The sequence below is a fragment of the Trinickia caryophylli genome, from assembly GCF_034424545.1.
Lineage (GTDB): Bacteria > Pseudomonadota > Gammaproteobacteria > Burkholderiales > Burkholderiaceae > Trinickia > Trinickia caryophylli.
Map to the genome: position 1 here is coordinate 2,466,561 of NZ_CP139970.1, position 19,600 is coordinate 2,486,160.

Consider the following 19,600-nt stretch of genomic DNA (forward strand, 5'->3'; position numbering starts at 1 on the left):
AAATGAGCGCTTCTGTCGACCCACGCACCCGCGCCGAAGCGGCACCCGCGAGCGGTACACCGGCTGGCCGCGTCGTGCTCGTCACGGGCGCGGCCAAGCGGATCGGGCGCGCGCTCGCGCTCGGCTTCGCGGAAAAAGGGTGGGATGTCGCGGTCCATTACGGCAGCTCGCGCCACGAGGCCGAGGCCGTGGTGGCCGAAATCGAAGCGCTGGGCCGCCGTGCGTGCGCGTTGCGCGCCGATCTGGGCGTGGAGGCGGAGGCGGCAGCGCTCGTTGGCGCGTGCGCGACGGCGCTCGGCCGGCCCCGTTGCATCGTCAACAATGCATCGCTCTTCAGCGAGGATCGGGCCACCGATGTCGGCTACGACCTGCTCGCACGGACGATGTCGATCAACGTTGGGGCGCCGCTCGTGCTGGCGCGCACGCTTTACGACGCGACGCCCGATGCCGCGCTCGAAGACGAGCGGGAGCGGGCGGTGGTCATCAACGTGCTCGATCAGAAGCTTTACAACCTGAATCCGGATTACCTGTCGTACACGCTGTCGAAGGCGGCCTTGCAAACGGCCACGGTCACGCTGGCGCAGGCGCTGGCACCGAAAGTGCGCGTCGTGGGCATTGCGCCGGGGCTCACGTTGCAATCGGCCGACCAGACGCCGGACGGCTTTGCGGCCGCGCACCGCGTCACGCCGCTCGGGCGCGCGTCGCGGGTCGAGGATATCGTCGGCGCGGCCTGCTACCTGGCCGAGGCGGGCGGCGTGACGGGAGCGACGCTCGTCGTCGATGGTGGGCAGCATCTCGTGCCGCTGCCGCGCGACGTGATGTTTTTGGCGCGGTGAACGGGCCGGTGCACGGGCGGCAGGGGCGGCAGGGGCGTGGTCGGCCTGCCGATCGCGCACCGCAGATCGTGCATGGCGTGCTTGCCGCACGCAAATTTTGATTGGAACGAATATGGTTGGCGCCCTTTTGCATCCCCGGCTCGCCGATTGCCGCAGGCTCTTTCTGCGCAACTACGAGGTCTTCATCAACATCGGCGTGCACGACTTCGAAAAGCGAGGCGAGCAGCGCGTCGTAATCAACGTCGAGCTTTTCGTGCCGTTGAGGGACACGACGCCCGTCGAGGACAAACTGCATGAGGTCGTCGATTACGACTTCATGCGCGCGACGATTGCCGCGCGCGTGGGCAAAGGGCACATCCATTTGCAGGAAACGCTGTGCGACGACGTGGCCGCCGTCCTGCTCGCGCACCCCAAGGTGCGGGCCGTGTGCGTTTCGACCGAGAAGCCCGACGTTTATCCCGACTGCGATGCCGTGGGCGTCGAAGTCTTTCGTATCAAAGAGGATTGATTCATGAACGCGCCTGACACCGCTGCCGCGCAGGCAGCCGCCACCCAAGCATCCGAACAAGGCATGGCGGCCGGAAGCGGGCCCGAGGCCGGCGCACGCCGCGCGCTCACGCGCCGCGAACAGAAAGAAGCATACGAGAACAACAAGCTCTTCAAGCGGCTCGCGCGCCAGGTCGGCCAGGCGATTGGCGACTACAACATGATCGAAGCGGGCGACAAGGTCATGGTCTGCATGTCGGGCGGCAAGGACAGCTACGCGCTGCTCGACATCCTGCTGCGCCTGCGCGAGCGCGCGCCGATCGACTTCGAGATCGTGGCGGTGAATCTCGACCAGAAGCAACCCGGGTTTCCCGAGCACGTGCTGCCCGAGTACCTCGCTAGCCAGGGTGTGCCGTTTCATATCGAGAATCAGGACACGTACAGCATCGTCAAGCGGCTCGTGCCCGAGGGCAAGACCACGTGCTCGCTCTGCTCGCGGCTGCGGCGCGGAATCCTTTACCGGGTGGCGGGCGAGCTCGGGGCGACGAAGATCGCGCTGGGCCATCATCGCGACGACATCTTGCAGACGCTGCTGCTGAACCTTTTTTACGGCGGCAAGATGAAGGGCATGCCGCCGAAGCTGCAGTCCGATGACGGCAAGAACGTCGTCATTCGCCCGCTTGCGTACGTGAAGGAAGTCGATCTCGAGAAATATGCCGAATTGCGTGCGTTCCCGATCATCCCGTGCAATCTCTGCGGCAGCCAGCCGAATCTGAAACGTGCGGAAATGAAGGCGTTGATCCGCGAGTGGGACAAGCGCTTTCCGGGCCGCACCGACAACATGTTCAACGCATTGGGGAACGTCGTGCCGTCGCACCTGATGGACACGAACCTGTTCCCGTTCGCGGGCTTGCGGGCAACGGGCGTGGCCGATCCGCTCGGCGATATCGCGTTCGACGACGATCCTTGCTCGACTGATGCCGCCGGTGGCGAGGGGCCGGGCACACAGCGTATTTCGTTTTCCGGTTTCGACGATCTCTGAGCGGGCGGTGTCGCCCGGTATGCTTGCCGGGCGGCTTGCGAATGTGCCCGACGCCGCCTTCGGGCGGAAGGGGTGGTGCTAAAATCGAACCACTGTTTTCGTTTTTCGAACCACTTCCGCCGACGCAATGAATATTGTCATTCTCGCCGCGGGCGCCGGCAAACGGATGCGCTCGGCCCTGCCGAAAGTGCTCCACCCGCTGGCCGGCCGGCCGCTTCTTTCCCACGTCATCGATACGGCGCGTGCATTGGCGCCGTCACGCATCGTCGTCGTCGTCGGACACGGCGGTGACGCCGTGCGCGAGGCCGTTGCCGCACCCGATATCCAATTCGCCGTACAGACGGATCAACTCGGCACCGGGCACGCCGTGCAGCAGGCGCTCCCGCTGCTCGATCCCGCTCAGCCCACGCTCGTGCTCTACGGCGACGTGCCGCTCACGAAGGCTTCCACGCTCAAGCGCCTCGCCGATGCAGCCGTGGACGGCCGTTACGGCGTGCTGACCGTCACGCTCGCCGATCCACACGGCTACGGGCGCATCGTTCGCGATGCGGCGGGATACGTCGTGCGCATCGTCGAGCAGAAGGATGCGACGCCCGAAGAGCTGCGCATCGCCGAAGTGAACACCGGCATCGTCGTGACGCCTACGGCACAGCTTGCGATGTGGCTTGGCGCGCTGAAGAACGACAACGCACAGGGCGAGTTCTACCTGACCGACGTCGTCGAGCATGCGATCGAAGCGGGTTTCGACGTGGTGACGACGCAGCCCGACGAAGAGTGGGAAACGCTCGGCGTGAACAGCAAGGCGCAGCTCGCCCAGCTCGAGCGGATCTATCAGCGCAATGTGGCCGATTCGCTGCTGCAAGGCGGCGTGACGTTGGCAGACCCGGCGCGCATCGACGTGCGAGGCTCGCTCACGTGCGGGGGCGACGTCTCGATCGATGTCGGTTGCGTGTTCGAGGGCAATGTCGTGCTGGGAGACAACGTGACGGTTGCCGCGCATTGCGTGCTGCGCAACGCGACGATCGGCGCCGGCACGCGCATCGAGCCGTTTACGCATATCGATGGCGCAAGCGTTGGCGCGGGCGCCGTGCTGGGGCCTTATGCGCGGCTACGGCCGGGCGCCGCGCTCGCGGACGAAGTGCACGTCGGCAATTTCGTCGAAGTCAAGAATGCCGCGCTTGGACAGGGTTCGAAGGCGAACCATCTCACCTACATTGGCGACGCCGACATAGGTGCGCGCGTGAATGTGGGCGCGGGCACGATCACCTGCAACTATGACGGCGCGAACAAGTATCGTACGGTAATCGAGGACGACGTTTTCGTCGGCTCCGACACGCAGCTCGTGGCACCTGTGCGCGTGGGCCGCGGCGTGACGATCGCGGCTGGCACGACGGTATGGAAAGACGTGCCCGAGGGCACGCTCGTGCTCAACGAGAAAACGCAGACGGCGCGCTCGGGCTATGTTCGCCCGGTCAAGAAAAAGGGCTGAGCAGCCCCGGTGAAATGCAGGAAACGGCGCGCGCGGCGAGCGGGCGCCGAATAAGTGACAGCGACATCGAAGGGATGAACCCATGTGCGGCATAGTCGGCGCGGTTGCGCAACGTAACATCGTTTCCGTTCTTATCGAAGGACTTCGCCGCCTGGAGTATCGCGGCTATGACTCGTGCGGCGTGGCCGTGCTGGCGGGCGGCGAACCGCGGCGCGCACGCAGCGTCTCGCGCGTGGCCGATCTCGATTCGCAGGTGCGCGAGGCCCATCTCGATGGCCCCACGGGCATTGCGCATACGCGCTGGGCGACGCACGGCGCACCGGTGACGGACAACGCGCATCCGATCTTCTCGCGCGACGCGATCGCGCTCGTGCACAACGGGATCATCGAGAATTACGAGCCGCTGCGCGAGATGCTGCGCGGCAAGGGCTACGAGTTCGTTTCCCAGACCGATACCGAAGTCATCGCGCATCTGATTCACAGCCTTTATCGCGGCAGCTTGTTCGATGCCGTGTGCGAGGCCGTGCAGCAGTTGCACGGAGCGTATGCAATCGGCGTGCTGCACAAGGACGAGCCGAATACGGTGGTGGGCGCGCGCCAGGGTTCGCCGCTCGTGGTCGGGCTCGGCGATGGCGAGAACTTTTTGGCTTCCGATGCGTTGGCGCTGGCCGGCAGCACCGATCGATTCATGTTCCTCGAAGAGGGGGACGTGTGCGAGCTGACGCTCGACGCCGTGCGGATTCGCGATCGCGAAGGGCATGATGCGACGCGTGAGGTCAGGACGGTGCAGGCTTATGGTGGCGCCGTCGAGCTGGGTCCGTATCGGCATTTCATGCAGAAGGAAATTTTCGAGCAGCCGCGTGCGATTTCCGACACCCTGCCCGCCGGCGACAGTCTCGAGCCCGCATTGTTCGGAGAGGCGGCCGCCAAGGCGTTTGGCGAGATCGACAGCCTGTTGATTCTTGCTTGCGGCACGAGTTATTACTCGGGGCTCACGGCGAAGTATTGGATCGAGTCGATTGCCAAGATTCCCACGCAGGTGGAAATCGCCAGCGAGTATCGGTACCGCGAGTCGGTGCCGAATCCGAATGCGCTCGTCGTTGTCATTTCGCAGTCGGGTGAAACGGCCGATACGCTCGCCGCGCTCAAGCACGCGCAGGCGTTGGGGCACAGGCACACGCTTTCCATCTGCAACGTTTCGACGAGTGCGATGGTGCGCCTGACCGAGATGTCGTTCCTTACGCGCGCCGGACGCGAGATCGGGGTGGCGTCGACGAAGGCTTTCACGACGCAGCTCGTCGCGCTGTTCGTGCTCGCCGTGACGCTCGGGAAGTTGCGCGGGCAGGTGGATGCGGCGCGCGAGGCCGGGTATGTGAAGAGCCTGCGGCATCTGCCCGCGGCGCTCAACAGCGTGCTCGCGCTGGAGCCGCAGATCATTGCCTGGTCGGAGGAGTTTTCGCGCAAGGAGAATGCGCTCTTCCTCGGGCGCGGCATGCATTATCCGATCGCGCTCGAAGGGGCTTTGAAGCTCAAGGAGATCTCCTATATTCACGCCGAGGCTTATCCGGCCGGGGAATTGAAGCACGGGCCGCTCGCGCTCGTGACCGAGGCTATGCCCGTGGTGACCGTGGCACCGAACGACGCGCTGCTCGAGAAGCTCAAGTCGAATATTCAGGAAGTCAGGGCCAGAGGTGGGCAGCTTTATGTGTTTGCCGATGCTGATACGCGCATCGTCAATGGCGAAGGGATTCATGTCATTCGCATGCCCGAGCACTATGGGATGCTCTCGCCTATTCTCCATGTCGTGCCGCTGCAGTTGCTTGCCTATCACACCGCTTGCGCAAGGGGCACCGATGTCGATAAGCCCAGGAATTTGGCTAAGTCGGTGACGGTGGAGTGAGGGGGGGCTATATGATTCGTAGCCTGTGCTCCCCGAAAATGAAAGCGTGCCACGGCTCCTTTTAGAAGCGTTATGTGAAGGGGCTTCGTTCCCGCAAACCCCTATCAGCAGGGCATGGCGTGCTTCCCGGACGCGCCGCGTGCACGCCAGTTCTCTGCAAGCATCCAAACCGCTCCGCTGTTTTCAAGCCAGCGCGTTCCCATCCTGACCTACCCCGTTTTAGTACGAAGGGCAGCTAGAGTCCGTGGTTGAAAATCCCGTTATTTCGTGTGTCTTCGCGAACTGCACTAGCGCGAGATAGCCGAGCGAACCGTGAGGTCGCTCGGTGTTGTACTCGATTCACCGCTTTTCGATCAAGTGTCTGGCATGCCGCATTGACACGAACTAGTATTCGTTCAGACATTCGTCGCTGAATCGCCCGCTAACGTCTCGATATAAGCCGTCGAACCGAGACAGCGCACCGGAGTTGCTCGCTATCCATAAATAGCGAGATTTAACAAACGCGAATCAGTATCGAAGAATTCGCAGAATTGTCAGATCGAGTTTCGGTCAGATCCAATATCCATGGTCGGAGCGGCTTTGTATATTTCGGATCTCGTTTTGTTCGCAAGTGACTAGTGCCATTGCAGATTACTCCCGACGCCAAAGAAAAGCTGGAAGCGACGGGTAGTCCTCACTCACGCATCGCGCGATGCGCCATGATGTATCGCACGACCATGAGTTGGCGGGAGGAGCCGCGCGGTCGGCCGCCTGCGGAGCAGACGAATCATTGAAACAATGGGAAAGAAGAAAGGATTTCACTTTCTTCAATGGGCAATTCTGCTACCTTGGATTCGTACAAACTATGAAGACCATGCAGTCAGGTGGGATGGGCGTCCGCTTCAGGTGCATTCCGTTAGCACTCGTCCTTATAAAAGCGTCGGTATCCGTTGCTGCCACCGCTCCGGCCTCTGAAGAGGCGAAGATCCGGCATCGGCACGATAAATCATTTCATATGATCGGCTCGCGCGCACTATTAAATGCGGGCGAGGGCCGCAGTGACTCATTCGGTGGAATTTATATCGGCGATGAATCAGGGATCATCAATACGCCCGAGCATGTCGGACCAAACCATCCATCCAACGGCGTTGCCATCGGGACCAGGGCAAAAATAGGCACGAACGCGGCAGTCGCCATCGGACGAGATGCAGTGGTCACAGGCGATGAGGCGATTGCACTTGGGCGTGAGGCGAAAGCCGAGAGCGACCTGTCCGTTGCATTGGGAGCCGGCTCGCGCACGGTCGCCTCGAATTCCGTTGCGTTGGGTCCGGATTCGTTCGCGGATCGCGCAAACACAGTGTCGGTCGGCAGCGCGAAACTGCAGCGGCAGATCACCAACGTTGCACCCGGCACCGCGGACACAGATGCTGTCAATCTGGGCCAGCTGAAAGCTGCCGGGCTCGACACGGCCAACGCTCTACGAGATGTCGTCTTCTATGACTCCGGAAAAAACCACTCCACCGTCACACTTGGCGGTGTGGGCGCCGTGTCGCAGGTCTCGCTGACGAACGTCGCCGCAGGCCGCATCGGCGCGAACAGCACAGACGCCGTCAACGGCAGCCAACTATTCAGCCTGACGGGGCGTGTCGAAAAGCTCGAGAAGCGCAGCCCGCGCCGCGACGAGTCGCCCCACGATGAACGGCCCGTCGTCACCCCTGATAAGCCGATCGCCAAGGGGCTCGACGGCGGGAGGATGCGCGTCACGAACGTAGTGGATGGCGTGCAGAACACCGATGCGGCGAACGTCGGCCAGCTCAATGCGGCGGTTGAGGACAATCTGCGTAAGGCGAAGAGCTACACCGACGAGCAGGTCGGCAAACTCCAGTCGAAAATCGACACGGACCGAAAGGATGCGTTCGGCGGGACAGCCTCGGCCATCGCTATCGCCAATTTGCCGCAGGCCTATCCGGGCGAGAGCATGATCTCCGTGGCCGGCGGGACCTTCGAGGGGCAATCCGCCGCCGCCATCGGTGTCTCCACGTCCACGTCGAAATGGTCCGTGAAAGGATCCTTTGCGGCCAACTCGCGCGGTTCGTATGGCGGCGGCGTAGGCGCCGGGTATCGATTTTAGAGCCCGCGCATCGGTACCCCCAGCCACCCGCGCCGAGAACCACGGCGGAACCATGAATCCATGGTTCGCGGGCAATTCGAGCGCGGGCAAGGGGGGCTTCGCCGGACTACCGACTATCGACTAACGGAGGGCATTGCCCAAGTCGATTTGAAATCAAGAGGTCCTGTTGTATGACTTGGAGTGACCGGCCTGCGCGCGGATGGTTTTCGCTACTGAGCGATGTGGTCGTCCTGACCCTCGCCGCGCTGTTCGTGTGGTTTTGCAGCGTTGCTTGGCACGGTATGTCTCAACCGATAAACAGCAACGCCGAAGTTACGCTCGATGCGGCAAATCTGCCGTATTACTCGTCTCGTACAACCATGCGTTTTCTGCTCGGCTTGGTGTGCTCGACGCTATTTTCGTTTTCGCTCAGCGTGCTCGCGGCCCGGTATACGCCGATGCGGCGGATCATCCTGCCGTTCATCGATTTCGTCCAGTCCGTACCGCTGGTCGGCTTCATGACCTTTACCACCGCCTTCTTCCTGAACCTCTTTCCGAACAACACGATGGGAATGGAGGCGGCCGCCGTCTTCGCGGTCTTCACCGGCCAGACGTGGAACATGATGCTTAGCCTCTATCAGACCATCAAGGTGGTGCCGCAGGATCTGCGCGACGTCGCCGACTCGTTCAATTACAACGCCTGGCAGCGGTTCTGGCGTCTGGAGTGGCCGTATTCGGCACCGGGCTTCCTATGGAACGTCATCAATTCTCAAACCGCCGCGTGGTTTGCATTGGTCGCGTCCGAAGCGATACCTGCCGCGAAGGGCGGCACGGTATTGCTTCCCGGCATCGGTTCGTATGTGTCCGTCGCATTGAGGCAGGGAAGTGTCCCCGGAATCGCGTGGGCCTTCATCGCGCTCGCGCTCAATGTCGTATTGACCGACCAGCTCGTATTCAGGCCGCTTGTGCGCTACACGATACGGTTCAAGAACGACAACACATCATCCAGACGGGACGGCTTGCACAGGTCCTGGCTCTATGACTGCCTTCGAGCATCCAGCATCGCGCAGGGCGCAGTTCAACCTTTGCGTGCCGTGGTTCGTTTCTGGCTCTTTCAGCTACCCAAGGCATGGTACGCGCTGCACTTGCATCGCGTAACGGCAACGCTTGCACGCCTGAACCAATTATGGGCAACGCTGTGGTATGCCGGCCTGGCCACGGCCGGCGTGTATGTGGGCTACAAGCTCTGGACGATCTATCCCAAGGACAGCTTCGATGTCCTTCCCTGGTGGATGTTGGAGACGGTCTCACGCGTCCTGCTGGCGATCGTGCTGAGCATGCTGCTATTCGTGCCTATCGGAGTCTGGTTGGCGCGCGCCCCGAGGCGGCTCGCCATTGCTCAACCGGTTGTGCAGATTCTCGCTGCGATGCCGTCCAACATCTATTACCCGATCATCGCGTTCTTCGTTACGACACGACATCAGAGCCACGGCTGGTGGACCATCCCGATGATCATGGCGGGGACGCAGTGGTACTACCTGTTCAATACGATCGGCGGCACGCTTGCGATTCCAAACCACATCACGGACGTCAGCAGGTCGTTCGGTCTGAGAGGAAAAGCGTGGTGGCGTCTTTACATGCTGCCATCGATCTACCCCTATCTGGTCACGGGCACCATCGCGGCTGTCGGCGGCGCATGGAATGCCGCCATCGCGGCCGAGGTCATGCAATGGGGCTCGCAGACGGTCCACGCGTCGGGCTTGGGGGCATATATCTCGCAGGCCATGGATAGAGGCGACGAAGGCGCGGTCGCGCTCGGCTGCTCCGCCATGTGCCTCATGGTCGGCATCGTCTTCGTGTTCGTCTGGCGCCCCCTGCATCGCTTCGCCGAACACAGATACAGGCACGACTAATGGAGAGATGTACGAGATGCACGAACCGGCATTGCTGAAATTGAAGAACGTCGGCAAGACGTTTGTGAACAGCCGCGGAACACGCGAAGCGGTGCTGCAGGGAATCGATCTGGACGTCGGGCCGCGCGAGTTCGTCAGTATCCTGGGGAGATCGGGTTGCGGAAAGTCCACGCTCTTGAAGGTGATGGGCGGGCTGGTTACGCCGACACATGGCACGGTCTCGCTGATGGGCCAAAAGGTGAGTGGGCCTCAAAGCGCGGTCGGCATGGTATTTCAGACATTCGCGTTGTACCCCTGGCTTTCTGTATTTGACAACATCGCGTTCGGGCTCATTGCGAGGGGCTGCGCGCGTGCGGCTATCGATGCAGCAGTGTCCCCCCTGGTCGAGCTGATCGGCCTCCAGGGCTATGCAGACGCGTATCCACGGGAACTTTCCGGCGGGATGCGCCAGCGAGTCGGCTTCGCTCGCGCGTTAGCGGTGCAGCCGGACTTGCTGTTGCTGGACGAACCGTTTTCGGCGTTGGATATGTTCACCGCTCGGAAACTGCGAGCCGATCTGATGGCGATGTGGACGGGCGCCAGGATCCGCACGCGCTCCATGATCATGGTTACGCACGACGTCTCGGAGGCCGTCATGCTGTCCGATCGTGTGTTCTTGCTCGAAGGCCGTCCAGGCCGGATTACGGAACGCATCAGGATCGATACGCCGCGCGAGGAGCGCGTGCTCGGCAACATGCACGGCATGATCGAGTACATCACGGACTTGCTCGAGCTGCCGACGGGCGGCCACGCGAGCCATTCGCACTTATCCGATTCCATTGGCAGAAGGAGCGGCGATTGAATCGTTCGACGAAAACAGTTTCGCAAGTCAGAAAGCATGTCAGTGATGACGAAGTTCTCGATTGCAGCGCTACTCGGTATCGCCTGGTCGGCCGCTTTCGGCTCTCCCGGCGAGCCATCCGAAACGAACTGGGGGTTCTACGTCGGCGTAGCACCCAGTTACACATCGATCGACCATCAGGGCGCAATGGCATATGTGGGCCACAGGGGGCTCGCATACGGTGACATCCTTCGTGTCGGAGCCGAGTTTCAACTGGCCAGCTTTGGGGTGGCGCCGATAACGGATGAACATGGCACGACACACCGCATCAACACCTACAGCTCGAGTGCCTCGACCGTCATCGCCTTCGATATAGGGAGGTTTCAATTCTTCACCAAACTCGGTGTGGCCAAGATGACCACGCTTCCAACCGCATTCAGCGCTAACCCGAAGGAGAAGTTCTACGAGACGTTTGGCCCCTCGCTCGGCCTGGGTGCGGCGTTCAAGGTTACGGAGCATCTTGCCGCGCGCATCGAGTGGCACCAGGATTTTTCGATTGGGCAGCAGGCATTCGATGGGGGGAAGGGATCGCGGAACCCCGGGATGTTGGCAGCCGGGTTGCGATTTATGTTTTAGGCGCTCAGTACGCGTCAAGCGCCGCCTCGGAGTACAGGAACACCATGAAAGCACGCTCAATCCTGGCACTTGTCGTAGCGATCTGCGGACTTGTGGCTTGCTCGACCGAGAACAGCGTGAGGGAACACTATCGTCCAACGGAGGGGCTCGCAAAACGATCGAGCGGCACCGGACAAAAAAAATTCACGTTCAGCGTGACCAGCGATTTTGCGGTCTATACCGATGAATTACGTTCTCTTCTGGCTCAAGGCTACTATGTGAAGGGGGCCTCCATCTGGCTCGACCAAAATTCTGATGACTATCTGAAGCAATCGATCGACGTACGTTCGGAAAATTGGGCTGATGTCGTTCTCGTGAACGCAGGATTCGATCACGAGGACGAAATGCTTTTTGACAGGCCGCTCCCGGCATGCTGTTCGAAACCGCGTCGGGAGCAAGGCGACAACTGCGACTGCTGCAAAAAACAGGATCGCATCAAGCGCTACTGGTACCGGCACGTCATACATTTCCTGGCGAAATGACCGGGGCGTCCGGCACGCCGGGCCTCGCGCAAAATGGTTTCGGTATCGACCGGTTCACGCTCTCGGTTCGTGCGACGGACTCGAACGCGATGATCGCTTTCATCGGGGGAGGCGCGTGCCGGCGGGACCTCCCAGGTGGACGGGTGGCGCAATGGGAGCGGCTATCGTACGTACCGCACCGGCCTCGATCGCCGCGCTAGATGGCGCCCCGGTCGCGCGGCGCATCGCTGCACACGCGCCGGAGCGAGGCGCGCAGCCATCGATGTGCCGAATCGCCTTCCAGGCGCGGATGCCAGATCTGCGACACGGTGATGTCGGGCGTGTGCACGGGCAACCGAAACATATGCATGCCGTCCCGCGCGTGTTCGGTCTGTTTTTGCGGCACGTTTGCGATGAGGTCGCTCGTTCGGGCGAGCGCGAGCGCGTCGGCGAAGTTCGGCACGATGACGCTGACCACGCGCTCGATGCCGAATGCAGCGAGCGCTTCATCGATCGGCCCGAATGGCAGCCCGCGGCGCGACACACTGATATGCCGGAACGCCGCATATTGCTGCACGGTGACTTCCGTGTCGGCGAGCGGGTGCTCGCGCCGCACGACGCCGACATAGCTGTCGCGAAACAGCGCCTGAATGCGCAGCTCGGGCGCCATATGATTGACGACGCCCACCTCCAGGTCCGCCACGCCGTCGCGCAGCATGGCCCCGCTCTTGTCGGGCTTGGCGGCGAATCGCACCCGTACGTGAGGAGCCTCCGCCTCTATCAGCGCAGCGATTCCCGCGCCATAGCGTTCGATAAAACCATCGTTGGCGCGAATCGTAAACGTTCTCTCCAACGAGTTCAGATCGAGGTGGGCGGAGGGCCGCAGTACCGTCTGCGCATCCGCCACGACCGAATGCACCTTGTCGCGCAATTCGAGCGCGAGCGGCGTGGGCACGAGCCGATGCCCTGCCCGTACGAGCAACTGGTCGCCCATGATCGTGCGCAGCCGGGCCAGCGCGCGGCTCATGCCTGACGGACTCAACTCGAGCCGCTGTGCCGCCCGTGCGACGCTTTGCTCGGTCAACAGCACGTCGAGCACTACAAGCATGTTCAAGTCCACGGAGGAGGTCATGGCGGTAACCGATCAGCACGCCGCATGTGGCGCCGTAATCATGAATATAGTGCGTGCCACGCATCTTCCGTAGCCCGATAGGTGGGATTATGCTGATCGGCATTAATGCGCGCCGCGATATTCGGTTACTCGTCGTCGTTTATGGCCTATACGAGGACGGTACGGCCGCCGATACGTTCAATTCCATTGCCTCGAGCGAAGCGGGGATTCCAACTCTTCTTGTCCGTCTTCCTTCCTTGCCGGTACGCCGGCAGTCATCCTCGATTTTCGAAGTAGCCGTCCAGATCCGGGTTCATGCGGAGTGCTGCTTGCTGCCGTCGGCACGGATGGCGATCAAACTGGTGACATGGCAGCGATTGCTTTCTATTGCGGAGCAAAATATGGAGCAACTGATTAATCGCGAGGGGTATAAACCCCCACTGCCGCTACGGGGCGATGCAACGGGTGTGACGCCGCTCAGCGAGCGCGAATGCGAAGTCATGCACTGGGCCGCGGCAGGCAAGACCTCGTGCGAAATTGGCCTCATTCTCGGCGTGACCGAAAGAACGATCAACTTTCACGTAGCGCGCGCGATATCCAAACTGAACGCATCGAACAAGACGCATGCCGCGGTCAAGGCGGTTATGCTCGGCATCATCGGGTTCCGCTGACGGGCCGAGCCCATACCGCGCGGCGGCGGCCGGTACCATAACTACGGCCGGCCCGCGGTGCGCGAAATTCGAATAAAACCAATAGAAGAGGAAAGAGACGGGGCAAAACGTTTACCATTGAACCCCTTTTCATTCGCGCGTTTGGAACCGGTAACGCGAGATGATCGCACGCAATGCGCAGTCTCCGAGCATGCGCGTAATGACTCGAATGAAAATGTATAGACTGCTTGATCTATTCCCGCCGAACGGGCATTGCATATGCTTTGTGATTCTGAATGCGAAATTCAGCATGCGGCTTAAAGAAATTGCGCGCGTGGCTCGGTGTGCCGATGAACCACGCCGTGGCGTGGCCGCTGCGCGCGAGGCGAAACGCGCCGTTGCCGAACGGCGCCGGCGAGCCTCGACAGCAAAGGCTGATGCTCCCCGGCGGGTGCTCCGCACGAAATCGGCAGAATCCGCAGAACGAGCCCGCATGCGGATGCATCGCCATGCGCGATACAGGCGGCCGTTTCGCTGGCTAGCGTCATATGGCGGTGCGCCTCGGCGCCCGTCTGGCAACCGATGATCGTGGCGCTTGCGTCGTCGCCGCCACGCACGTGGGTGTCTGCGACAAGCGCGGGATGGGCGGCCCCATCGTTGTCGAGCCAATTCCAGCGCACGATGCCGGCGGCGAGCGGCCATGACGGCGCGGCCGGCCCGAGCGGATTGCCCGCATCGATGCCGATGGCGACGGGCACGCCCAGCGCATGCAGCCGGCGCGCGACGGCAGCGCGACGATGATCGCCGCGCGTGACCGACTCGATCCGGGTCTTGCGAACGAGCGCGAGTATTTCGAGCTCACCGCCGTACGCGTTGCGCCAGGTCCGCAGATGCCTTGCCATTTCGATGGCGCATAGGGTGGGGTGATCGGCTTCGATCAATACGAGCAGGCGATCGTCGATACCGTGACGGATCGCCTGGACCCGGCGCCACGTCGAATTGGGGCACAGCATGGAGGTCTCCTCGCGAGCAGGGTTCGGTGCCGGCCGTCATGCCGGCGCTCGCGCGAAAAAAACACCGCCCCAATGTAGCCGCGGCAGTTGCGAGGCGAAACTGACAGGAATGTCAGTGGGTGCGCACCCCCTCCCATGATTGCCTGCCCCCACTGCTCACCGCCGGCGCGTTCACACGGGTGCGGGGTTGCGCTCGGCGAAGCTTTCCTGATGCCAGTACGGATAAGCGGGGCGTAGCTTGCTCGCCTCGTCGAGCGTGGCGATGTGCTCGGTGCTCAACGTCCAGCCGACGGCGCCAAGGTTCTGCCGCAACTGCTCCTCGTTGCGCGCGCCGATGATGACGCTCGATACGCTCGGGCGCCGCAGCAGCCAGTTCAGCGCGATCTGCGCAATCGTTTTGCCCGTTTCCTGCGCCACGGCATCGAGTGCATCGACGACGCGGTACAGGTACTCGTCGGGCACGGGCGGTCCGATGTCGGCGGTTTTGTGCAGACGGCTGACGGCGGGCAGCGGCTGACCGCGGCGGATCTTGCCCGTGAGCCGGCCCCAGCCGAGCGGGCTCCAGACCACGGCGCCCACGCCTTGATCGAGTGCGAGCGGCATGAGCTCCCACTCGTAATCGCGGCCGATCAGCGAGTAGTAGGTCTGATTGGCGACGTAGCGCGGGTAGCCATAGCGGTCGGCTACGGCGAGCGACTTCATCAGATGCCAGCCCGAAAAGTTCGATACGCCCGCATAACGGATCTTGCCTGCACGCACGAGGTCGTCGAGCGTGGAGAGCACCTCTTCCACGGGGGTCCTCGCATCGAAGCCGTGCAGTTGGAAGAGATCGATGTAATCGGTCTGCAAACGTTTGAGCGCCGCATCGACCGCCTTGATCAGGTGGTGGCGCGACGAGCCGACGTTGTTCGGCTCGTCGTCGAAACGAAACGTTGCCTTCGTGGAAATCAACGCCTTGTCGCGACGGCCCTTGAGCGCTTCGCCGAGTATCGATTCGGATGCGCCGCTCGAATAGATATCGGCACTGTCGAACATCGTCACCCCCGCGTCGAGGCAGATGTCGACGAGCCTGCGCGCCTCGGCGACGTCCGTCTCGCCCCACGCCTGAAAGAGTTCCCCTTTGCCGCCGAATGTCCCTGTGCCGAAGCTCAGCACCGGGACCTTGAGTCCCGATGCGCCGAGATGTCGATATTCCATGGTGTTCCTCGATAAAAAGGGCTGTTCGATCCACCCGCGCGGCGCACCGCACCGCGCCGGCGCGAGTCGATCAGCCTACTGCAACGCCCTGGCGCGTGCAGGCAGGTGCGCAACCGCCGACATGGCTGCGCTTTCGGTGCCGGATCGGGCCCGCCGCGCCGCGGGCTCAGGTTTCGGCTGGCGCCGGCATGGCGAGCGCGACGCGTGCTTTCTCCTCGGGGCTGCCGGGCTTGTAGTACTTGTCGGCCCACCGGCGATCGGGCTGCAGGGAAAGGCGCTGCCGTGTGCTGCGCTTGCGCTGGTCGATTGCGATAGCCCGCGCACGATAGTGCTCGTAAAGGCGCAGGAATTCGGCGAGATAGATGCCGGCGATGCGCCGGTCCCGGATCTCGAGCAGGTTCTCGTCGTTGTAGTGCTCCGAGTTATTGCTCATGTTCGCCGAGCCGGTGTAGACGAGCGGATGAGGGCCTTCCGCATCGATCACGATGAACTTGTGATGAATGATGACGGGCGCGTAGGCAGGAGGCGTTTCGCCGGGAAAGAGGCGTAGCTCGGGCTCGAAGCCGTCCGGCACCGTGGCGGGCGAGAAGTAGCCGGCATCGATGACGTCGCGGTTGTCGCGGCTGCGGTGATAGAGCGCGAGATTGGCGAGTTGGGCCGCGTCGAGCGTGCCGTCGTCACCGGGCGCTTCGTCGGCTTGTTTCGCGCTGATGTGATTGACGAGCCCGAACATCATGAGACCGTTGTCGCCGGCCTGAAAGCAGGCGTCGCGCAAGGCTTCGTCCGTTGGCATGAAGAGGCAGAAGAGGACGGAGTGCGACGCGTTGCCGATCGCTTCGACGATCGTATCGATCTGCGAGCGCGAGCCCTTGGGCTCGGGCGAGAACGACACGCGCACCGATGCACGGCCGACTTCGACGGGCGCCGACCAGCCGGGCGCGAGTTTAGCCGTCTCGGCAATGGATGGATCGCCGGCAAGGCTATGAGCGCGCTCGGCGTAACGTGCGGCGAGTGCGGGCGACGCGAATGTGTGCAGCACGTTGGCCTGTTCGGTGATGCCCTCGGTCGTGAAGTTGGCCGAGCCGGTCAGCAGTTGCATGGGTGCGCCGCGCGTTTCGCCGTCGCTCGCGACGATGAACTTGTTATGCATGATGTGCGTGCGCTCGCGCGGGTAGCAGATTGCCGCCTCGGCCAGCGCGGCAACGGCGACGGCATTCGGAGACGGGGCGGGCGGCCCGCCTTTCCGGGGCACGGTGTGCGCATCGTAGACGAGCGCGAGCTTGTCTTTGCCGTGGGCTTCGCCGAACGATTCGAAGGCGGGAATGGCCCAGAGCGGATCGGTCAGGTGATACACGGCTGCGGCTGCCTCGTGCGCACTGGAGAAAATTTCGGCGAACGTCTGCTCGAGATCGTTGGCGAGCCATGTGCGCAGCGCGCGCGCGGCTTCGGGGGGCGGCGATTCGTTGCGCGCGATGCCGAGTGTTTTCAACTGGCGCGAGAATGCCTGCGAGCTGACGACGGCGCGATTGAACCAGGTGCCGATGCCGTCTTCGATATGCGCCGGCAGCGTGATCGTTACGGCTGCCGCCTCGTGCTCGAGCAAGGTCGGATCGGCGGAGTGACCCACAACGGGATAGACGTCGTAGCGGAACGTCTTGCGTCGGTCGCCCGGTTCGATGCGCGCATCCCACCACATGAACTTTTGGATCGGCGCGATGCGGGAGGGGGCGTCGGCCTGCGTGTCGGGTACGGGGCCCTCGAACGTGAGCCGGTTGGGCAACCAGCTTTCGGGGGTCTCCGATTGTCCGTCGGGACTCGTGAAGCCGGGCGTGCGCTTGATCGCGAAGCCAAGGAAGTCCTCGCGCGAGCGGCCTTCGGTCCAGTCGAAGGCGAGCAGCACGAGCGTGGGGGAGAGATAGCTGCGGACCCGAACGGCCATCGTCGGTCTCCTGCGGATGGGCGGATAGCCAATCTCCCAGCTTCTTTTGTTAATGGTGTGACGATATCGTGACGGTTATGTGGCGGTGCCGCGACCGCAGACGAGCGTTAGCCCCTCTCCGCGGATCAAGGTCAGTTCAAGGCCGACACAGCGCGCTGCCGCCGTCTGATTGCCGGCTGGGCAGGTCGGGCGCGGTAGCCCGTTTTTTTCGTTCCCAGTCGGGAACGAAGCAATCATTCTTCGACCCGGATAGGTTCATTCGTTCCCGAGCGGGAACGGAACGTATGACAATGCTTGCTAGAAACCCCATTCGTTCCCGAGCGGATACGAATCGGTCAGTTTTCGCTCTCTTTATGGCAGAATGTTCCCGAGCGGGAACGAACCAGATATCCATGAGCCAGATCATCCGTCAAAGCGAAGAGTTGGGGGCGTTCGTGCGCGCGGTGCGCATGGCGCAAAATCTGTCACGCGATGAGCTGGCAAACGCTACCGGCTTGTCGCCGAAATTCATTTCCCAGGTGGAGGGTGGCAAGGCAACGGCCCAGTTAGGCAAGGTGCTACAGCTTCTCGATGAACTCGGTATCAGGCTTCGGGCGGAAACGTCGTTTCTTGTTTCGGCGGAAGCTTTGGCGCGGGCATCGCGTCGGCGGCGGAAAACCGGCGCCGCAGGTAGCTGACCAAGAGGGGTGGCATGGCTGCGAGAACGTTGATCGCCTGGGCGAATGGGCGGCGAGTCGGAACGTTGACGGATGACGATGGCATCTGGTCATTCGCTTACGATGCCGAATGGGCGTCGTCGCCCGACGCATTTCCTATTGCGCCCGCGTTTCCGTTGAACAGTGAGTCCGTGACCGATGGGGCGCGGGACCGTCCGGTCCAATGGTTCTTCGACAATCTTTTGCCCGAAGAGGCCATGCGTGTAGCGCTAGCACGTGAAGCAAAGCTGGATGCGAGCGACGCGTGGGGCCTGCTTGCTTACTACGGCCGTGAATCGGCCGGCGCGTTGACGCTGTTACCCGATGGGGATGCCGATCTGCCCGGGTCCCGCGTGCCGCTGTCGTTCGAGCAACTCGAGGCGCGGATCCGCGCGATGCCTCGGCATGCGTTGACGGCGCAGGCGCCGAAGCGAATGTCGGCAGCGGGTGCGCAACAGAAGTTGCTCGTGATACTGGAAGGCAGTCACCCGGACTATTCGCTCTTCGAGCCGCAAGGCGCGCAGCCGTCGATGCACCTGCTGAAACCCGACATGAGAGTGAACGGCTACCCTCATTCGGCCATCAACGAGTTTTTCTGCATGCGCCTGGCCGCCCGGTTGGGCTTGCGCGTTCCTGCGACGCATTTCATTCGCGTACCGTCGGCGTGCTATGTGGTCGACCGGTTTGACCGCAATACGGCGACCGACCCGGCAGGGCGGCTGCACACTCTGGATGCGATGCAGTTGCTCAATAAGGACAAGGCGTTCAAGTATGCCAATGCGACCGTGACCTCGCTCACCGAATGCATCGACAAGCTCGGTGCGAAGGGGGGCGCACGTCTCGCGTTATTTCGTTGGGCGGTGTTCAACGTGCTGATCGGCAATGCCGATGCGCATTTAAAGAACCTCTCTTTTTTTTCGACGAGCGTTGGGTATGAACTCGCGCCGTTTTACGACCTCGTCTCTACCGCTGCCTACAACACGCCCACCTATAGCGAAGGCGGCGAGCGTTGGCCCGACTGCGAGCTCTCGATGCGAATCGGGGAGGCCATCCGCTTCAGCGAGGTCGGGCGCGCCGATGTTTTGCTTATGGCCGAGCAGTTGGGGATGCCCCGCACGGGCGCGGAGCGTGAGCTCGATGATTTGCTTCGGGGGCTTGGCAAAGCCATCGCTCGTGTCAAGGCTGATGTCAGCGAGATCGCGCGTCCCGATGCAGGAGAAATTCGATTGCTCGCAACGATCGAGCATCTGCCTCTTGCTGAAATGGCGCGCGCGCTGGCCTGAT

At 62.3% G+C, this 19,600-nt stretch carries 17 protein-coding genes; 13 read left to right on the forward strand and 4 right to left on the reverse strand.

Going from position 1 to position 19,600, the window contains the following annotated elements; all coding sequences use genetic code 11:
- Positions 1-2 precede the first annotated feature (2 nt).
- From U0034_RS11115 to U0034_RS11160, 10 genes are all read left to right on the forward strand, one after another.
- Positions 3-836, forward strand: a complete 834-nt coding sequence (locus U0034_RS11115; protein WP_085228509.1) for an SDR family oxidoreductase — start codon at positions 3-5, stop codon at positions 834-836.
- A 112-nt stretch (positions 837-948) separates the two neighbouring features.
- Positions 949-1,344, forward strand: a complete 396-nt coding sequence (locus tag U0034_RS11120; RefSeq protein WP_085228510.1) for a dihydroneopterin aldolase — start codon at positions 949-951, stop codon at positions 1,342-1,344.
- A gap of 3 nt (positions 1,345-1,347) precedes the next feature.
- Positions 1,348-2,364 (forward strand): tRNA 2-thiocytidine(32) synthetase TtcA, encoded by a 1,017-nt coding sequence (ttcA, locus tag U0034_RS11125; RefSeq protein WP_085228511.1) that lies wholly within the window; start codon positions 1,348-1,350, stop codon positions 2,362-2,364.
- 127 nt (positions 2,365-2,491) lie between these two features.
- Entirely contained in the window at positions 2,492-3,853 is a 1,362-nt protein-coding gene (gene glmU / locus U0034_RS11130) for a bifunctional UDP-N-acetylglucosamine diphosphorylase/glucosamine-1-phosphate N-acetyltransferase GlmU (protein WP_085228512.1), read from the forward strand.
- Positions 3,854-3,935: 82 nt separating this feature from the next.
- Entirely contained in the window at positions 3,936-5,753 is a 1,818-nt protein-coding gene (gene glmS / locus U0034_RS11135; protein WP_085228513.1) for a glutamine--fructose-6-phosphate transaminase (isomerizing), read from the forward strand.
- 769 nt (positions 5,754-6,522) lie between these two features.
- The gene (locus U0034_RS11140; RefSeq protein ID WP_158243549.1) at positions 6,523-7,863 is read left to right on the forward strand and encodes a YadA family autotransporter adhesin; all 1,341 of its coding nucleotides are present in this window, start codon (positions 6,523-6,525) and stop codon (positions 7,861-7,863) included.
- A gap of 281 nt (positions 7,864-8,144) precedes the next feature.
- Positions 8,145-9,755, forward strand: a complete 1,611-nt coding sequence (locus U0034_RS11145; protein ID WP_233211999.1) for an ABC transporter permease subunit — start codon at positions 8,145-8,147, stop codon at positions 9,753-9,755.
- A 16-nt stretch (positions 9,756-9,771) separates the two neighbouring features.
- Positions 9,772-10,596, forward strand: coding sequence for an ABC transporter ATP-binding protein (locus U0034_RS11150; protein ID WP_085228569.1), 825 nt, complete (start codon positions 9,772-9,774; stop codon positions 10,594-10,596).
- Between the two features lie 45 nt (positions 10,597-10,641).
- The gene (locus tag U0034_RS11155) at positions 10,642-11,211 is read left to right on the forward strand and encodes an outer membrane beta-barrel protein (protein ID WP_158243548.1); all 570 of its coding nucleotides are present in this window, start codon (positions 10,642-10,644) and stop codon (positions 11,209-11,211) included.
- 44 nt (positions 11,212-11,255) lie between these two features.
- Positions 11,256-11,732, forward strand: a complete 477-nt coding sequence (locus U0034_RS11160; RefSeq protein WP_139831172.1) for a hypothetical protein — start codon at positions 11,256-11,258, stop codon at positions 11,730-11,732.
- Positions 11,733-11,928: 196 nt separating this feature from the next.
- Here U0034_RS11160 and U0034_RS11165 read toward each other — a convergent pair whose 3' ends face one another.
- Positions 11,929-12,843 (reverse strand): LysR family transcriptional regulator, encoded by a 915-nt coding sequence (locus tag U0034_RS11165; RefSeq protein ID WP_085228518.1) that lies wholly within the window; start codon positions 12,841-12,843, stop codon positions 11,929-11,931.
- Positions 12,844-12,932: 89 nt separating this feature from the next.
- Between U0034_RS11165 and U0034_RS11170 the strand changes: the two genes are divergently transcribed.
- Positions 12,933-13,493, forward strand: coding sequence for a helix-turn-helix transcriptional regulator (locus tag U0034_RS11170; protein ID WP_085228519.1), 561 nt, complete (start codon positions 12,933-12,935; stop codon positions 13,491-13,493).
- Between the two features lie 296 nt (positions 13,494-13,789).
- On the opposite strand, the gene U0034_RS11175 is transcribed toward U0034_RS11170, so the two are convergent.
- From U0034_RS11175 to U0034_RS11185, 3 genes are all read right to left on the reverse strand, one after another.
- The gene (locus tag U0034_RS11175) at positions 13,790-14,485 is read right to left on the reverse strand and encodes a hypothetical protein (RefSeq protein WP_085228520.1); all 696 of its coding nucleotides are present in this window, start codon (positions 14,483-14,485) and stop codon (positions 13,790-13,792) included.
- A 171-nt stretch (positions 14,486-14,656) separates the two neighbouring features.
- Positions 14,657-15,682 (reverse strand): aldo/keto reductase, encoded by a 1,026-nt coding sequence (locus tag U0034_RS11180; protein ID WP_085228521.1) that lies wholly within the window; start codon positions 15,680-15,682, stop codon positions 14,657-14,659.
- A gap of 166 nt (positions 15,683-15,848) precedes the next feature.
- A complete protein-coding gene (locus U0034_RS11185) occupies positions 15,849-17,621 on the reverse strand; it encodes a phospholipase D-like domain-containing protein (RefSeq protein ID WP_085228522.1) in 1,773 nt (590 codons plus the stop codon).
- A gap of 386 nt (positions 17,622-18,007) precedes the next feature.
- On the opposite strand from U0034_RS11185, the gene U0034_RS11190 reads away from it, so the two are divergent.
- Positions 18,008-18,298 (forward strand): helix-turn-helix domain-containing protein, encoded by a 291-nt coding sequence (locus tag U0034_RS11190; protein ID WP_386092278.1) that lies wholly within the window; start codon positions 18,008-18,010, stop codon positions 18,296-18,298.
- Positions 18,299-18,312: 14 nt separating this feature from the next.
- Positions 18,313-19,599, forward strand: coding sequence for a HipA domain-containing protein (locus U0034_RS11195; RefSeq protein WP_085228524.1), 1,287 nt, complete (start codon positions 18,313-18,315; stop codon positions 19,597-19,599).
- Position 19,600: the final 1 nt, after the last annotated feature.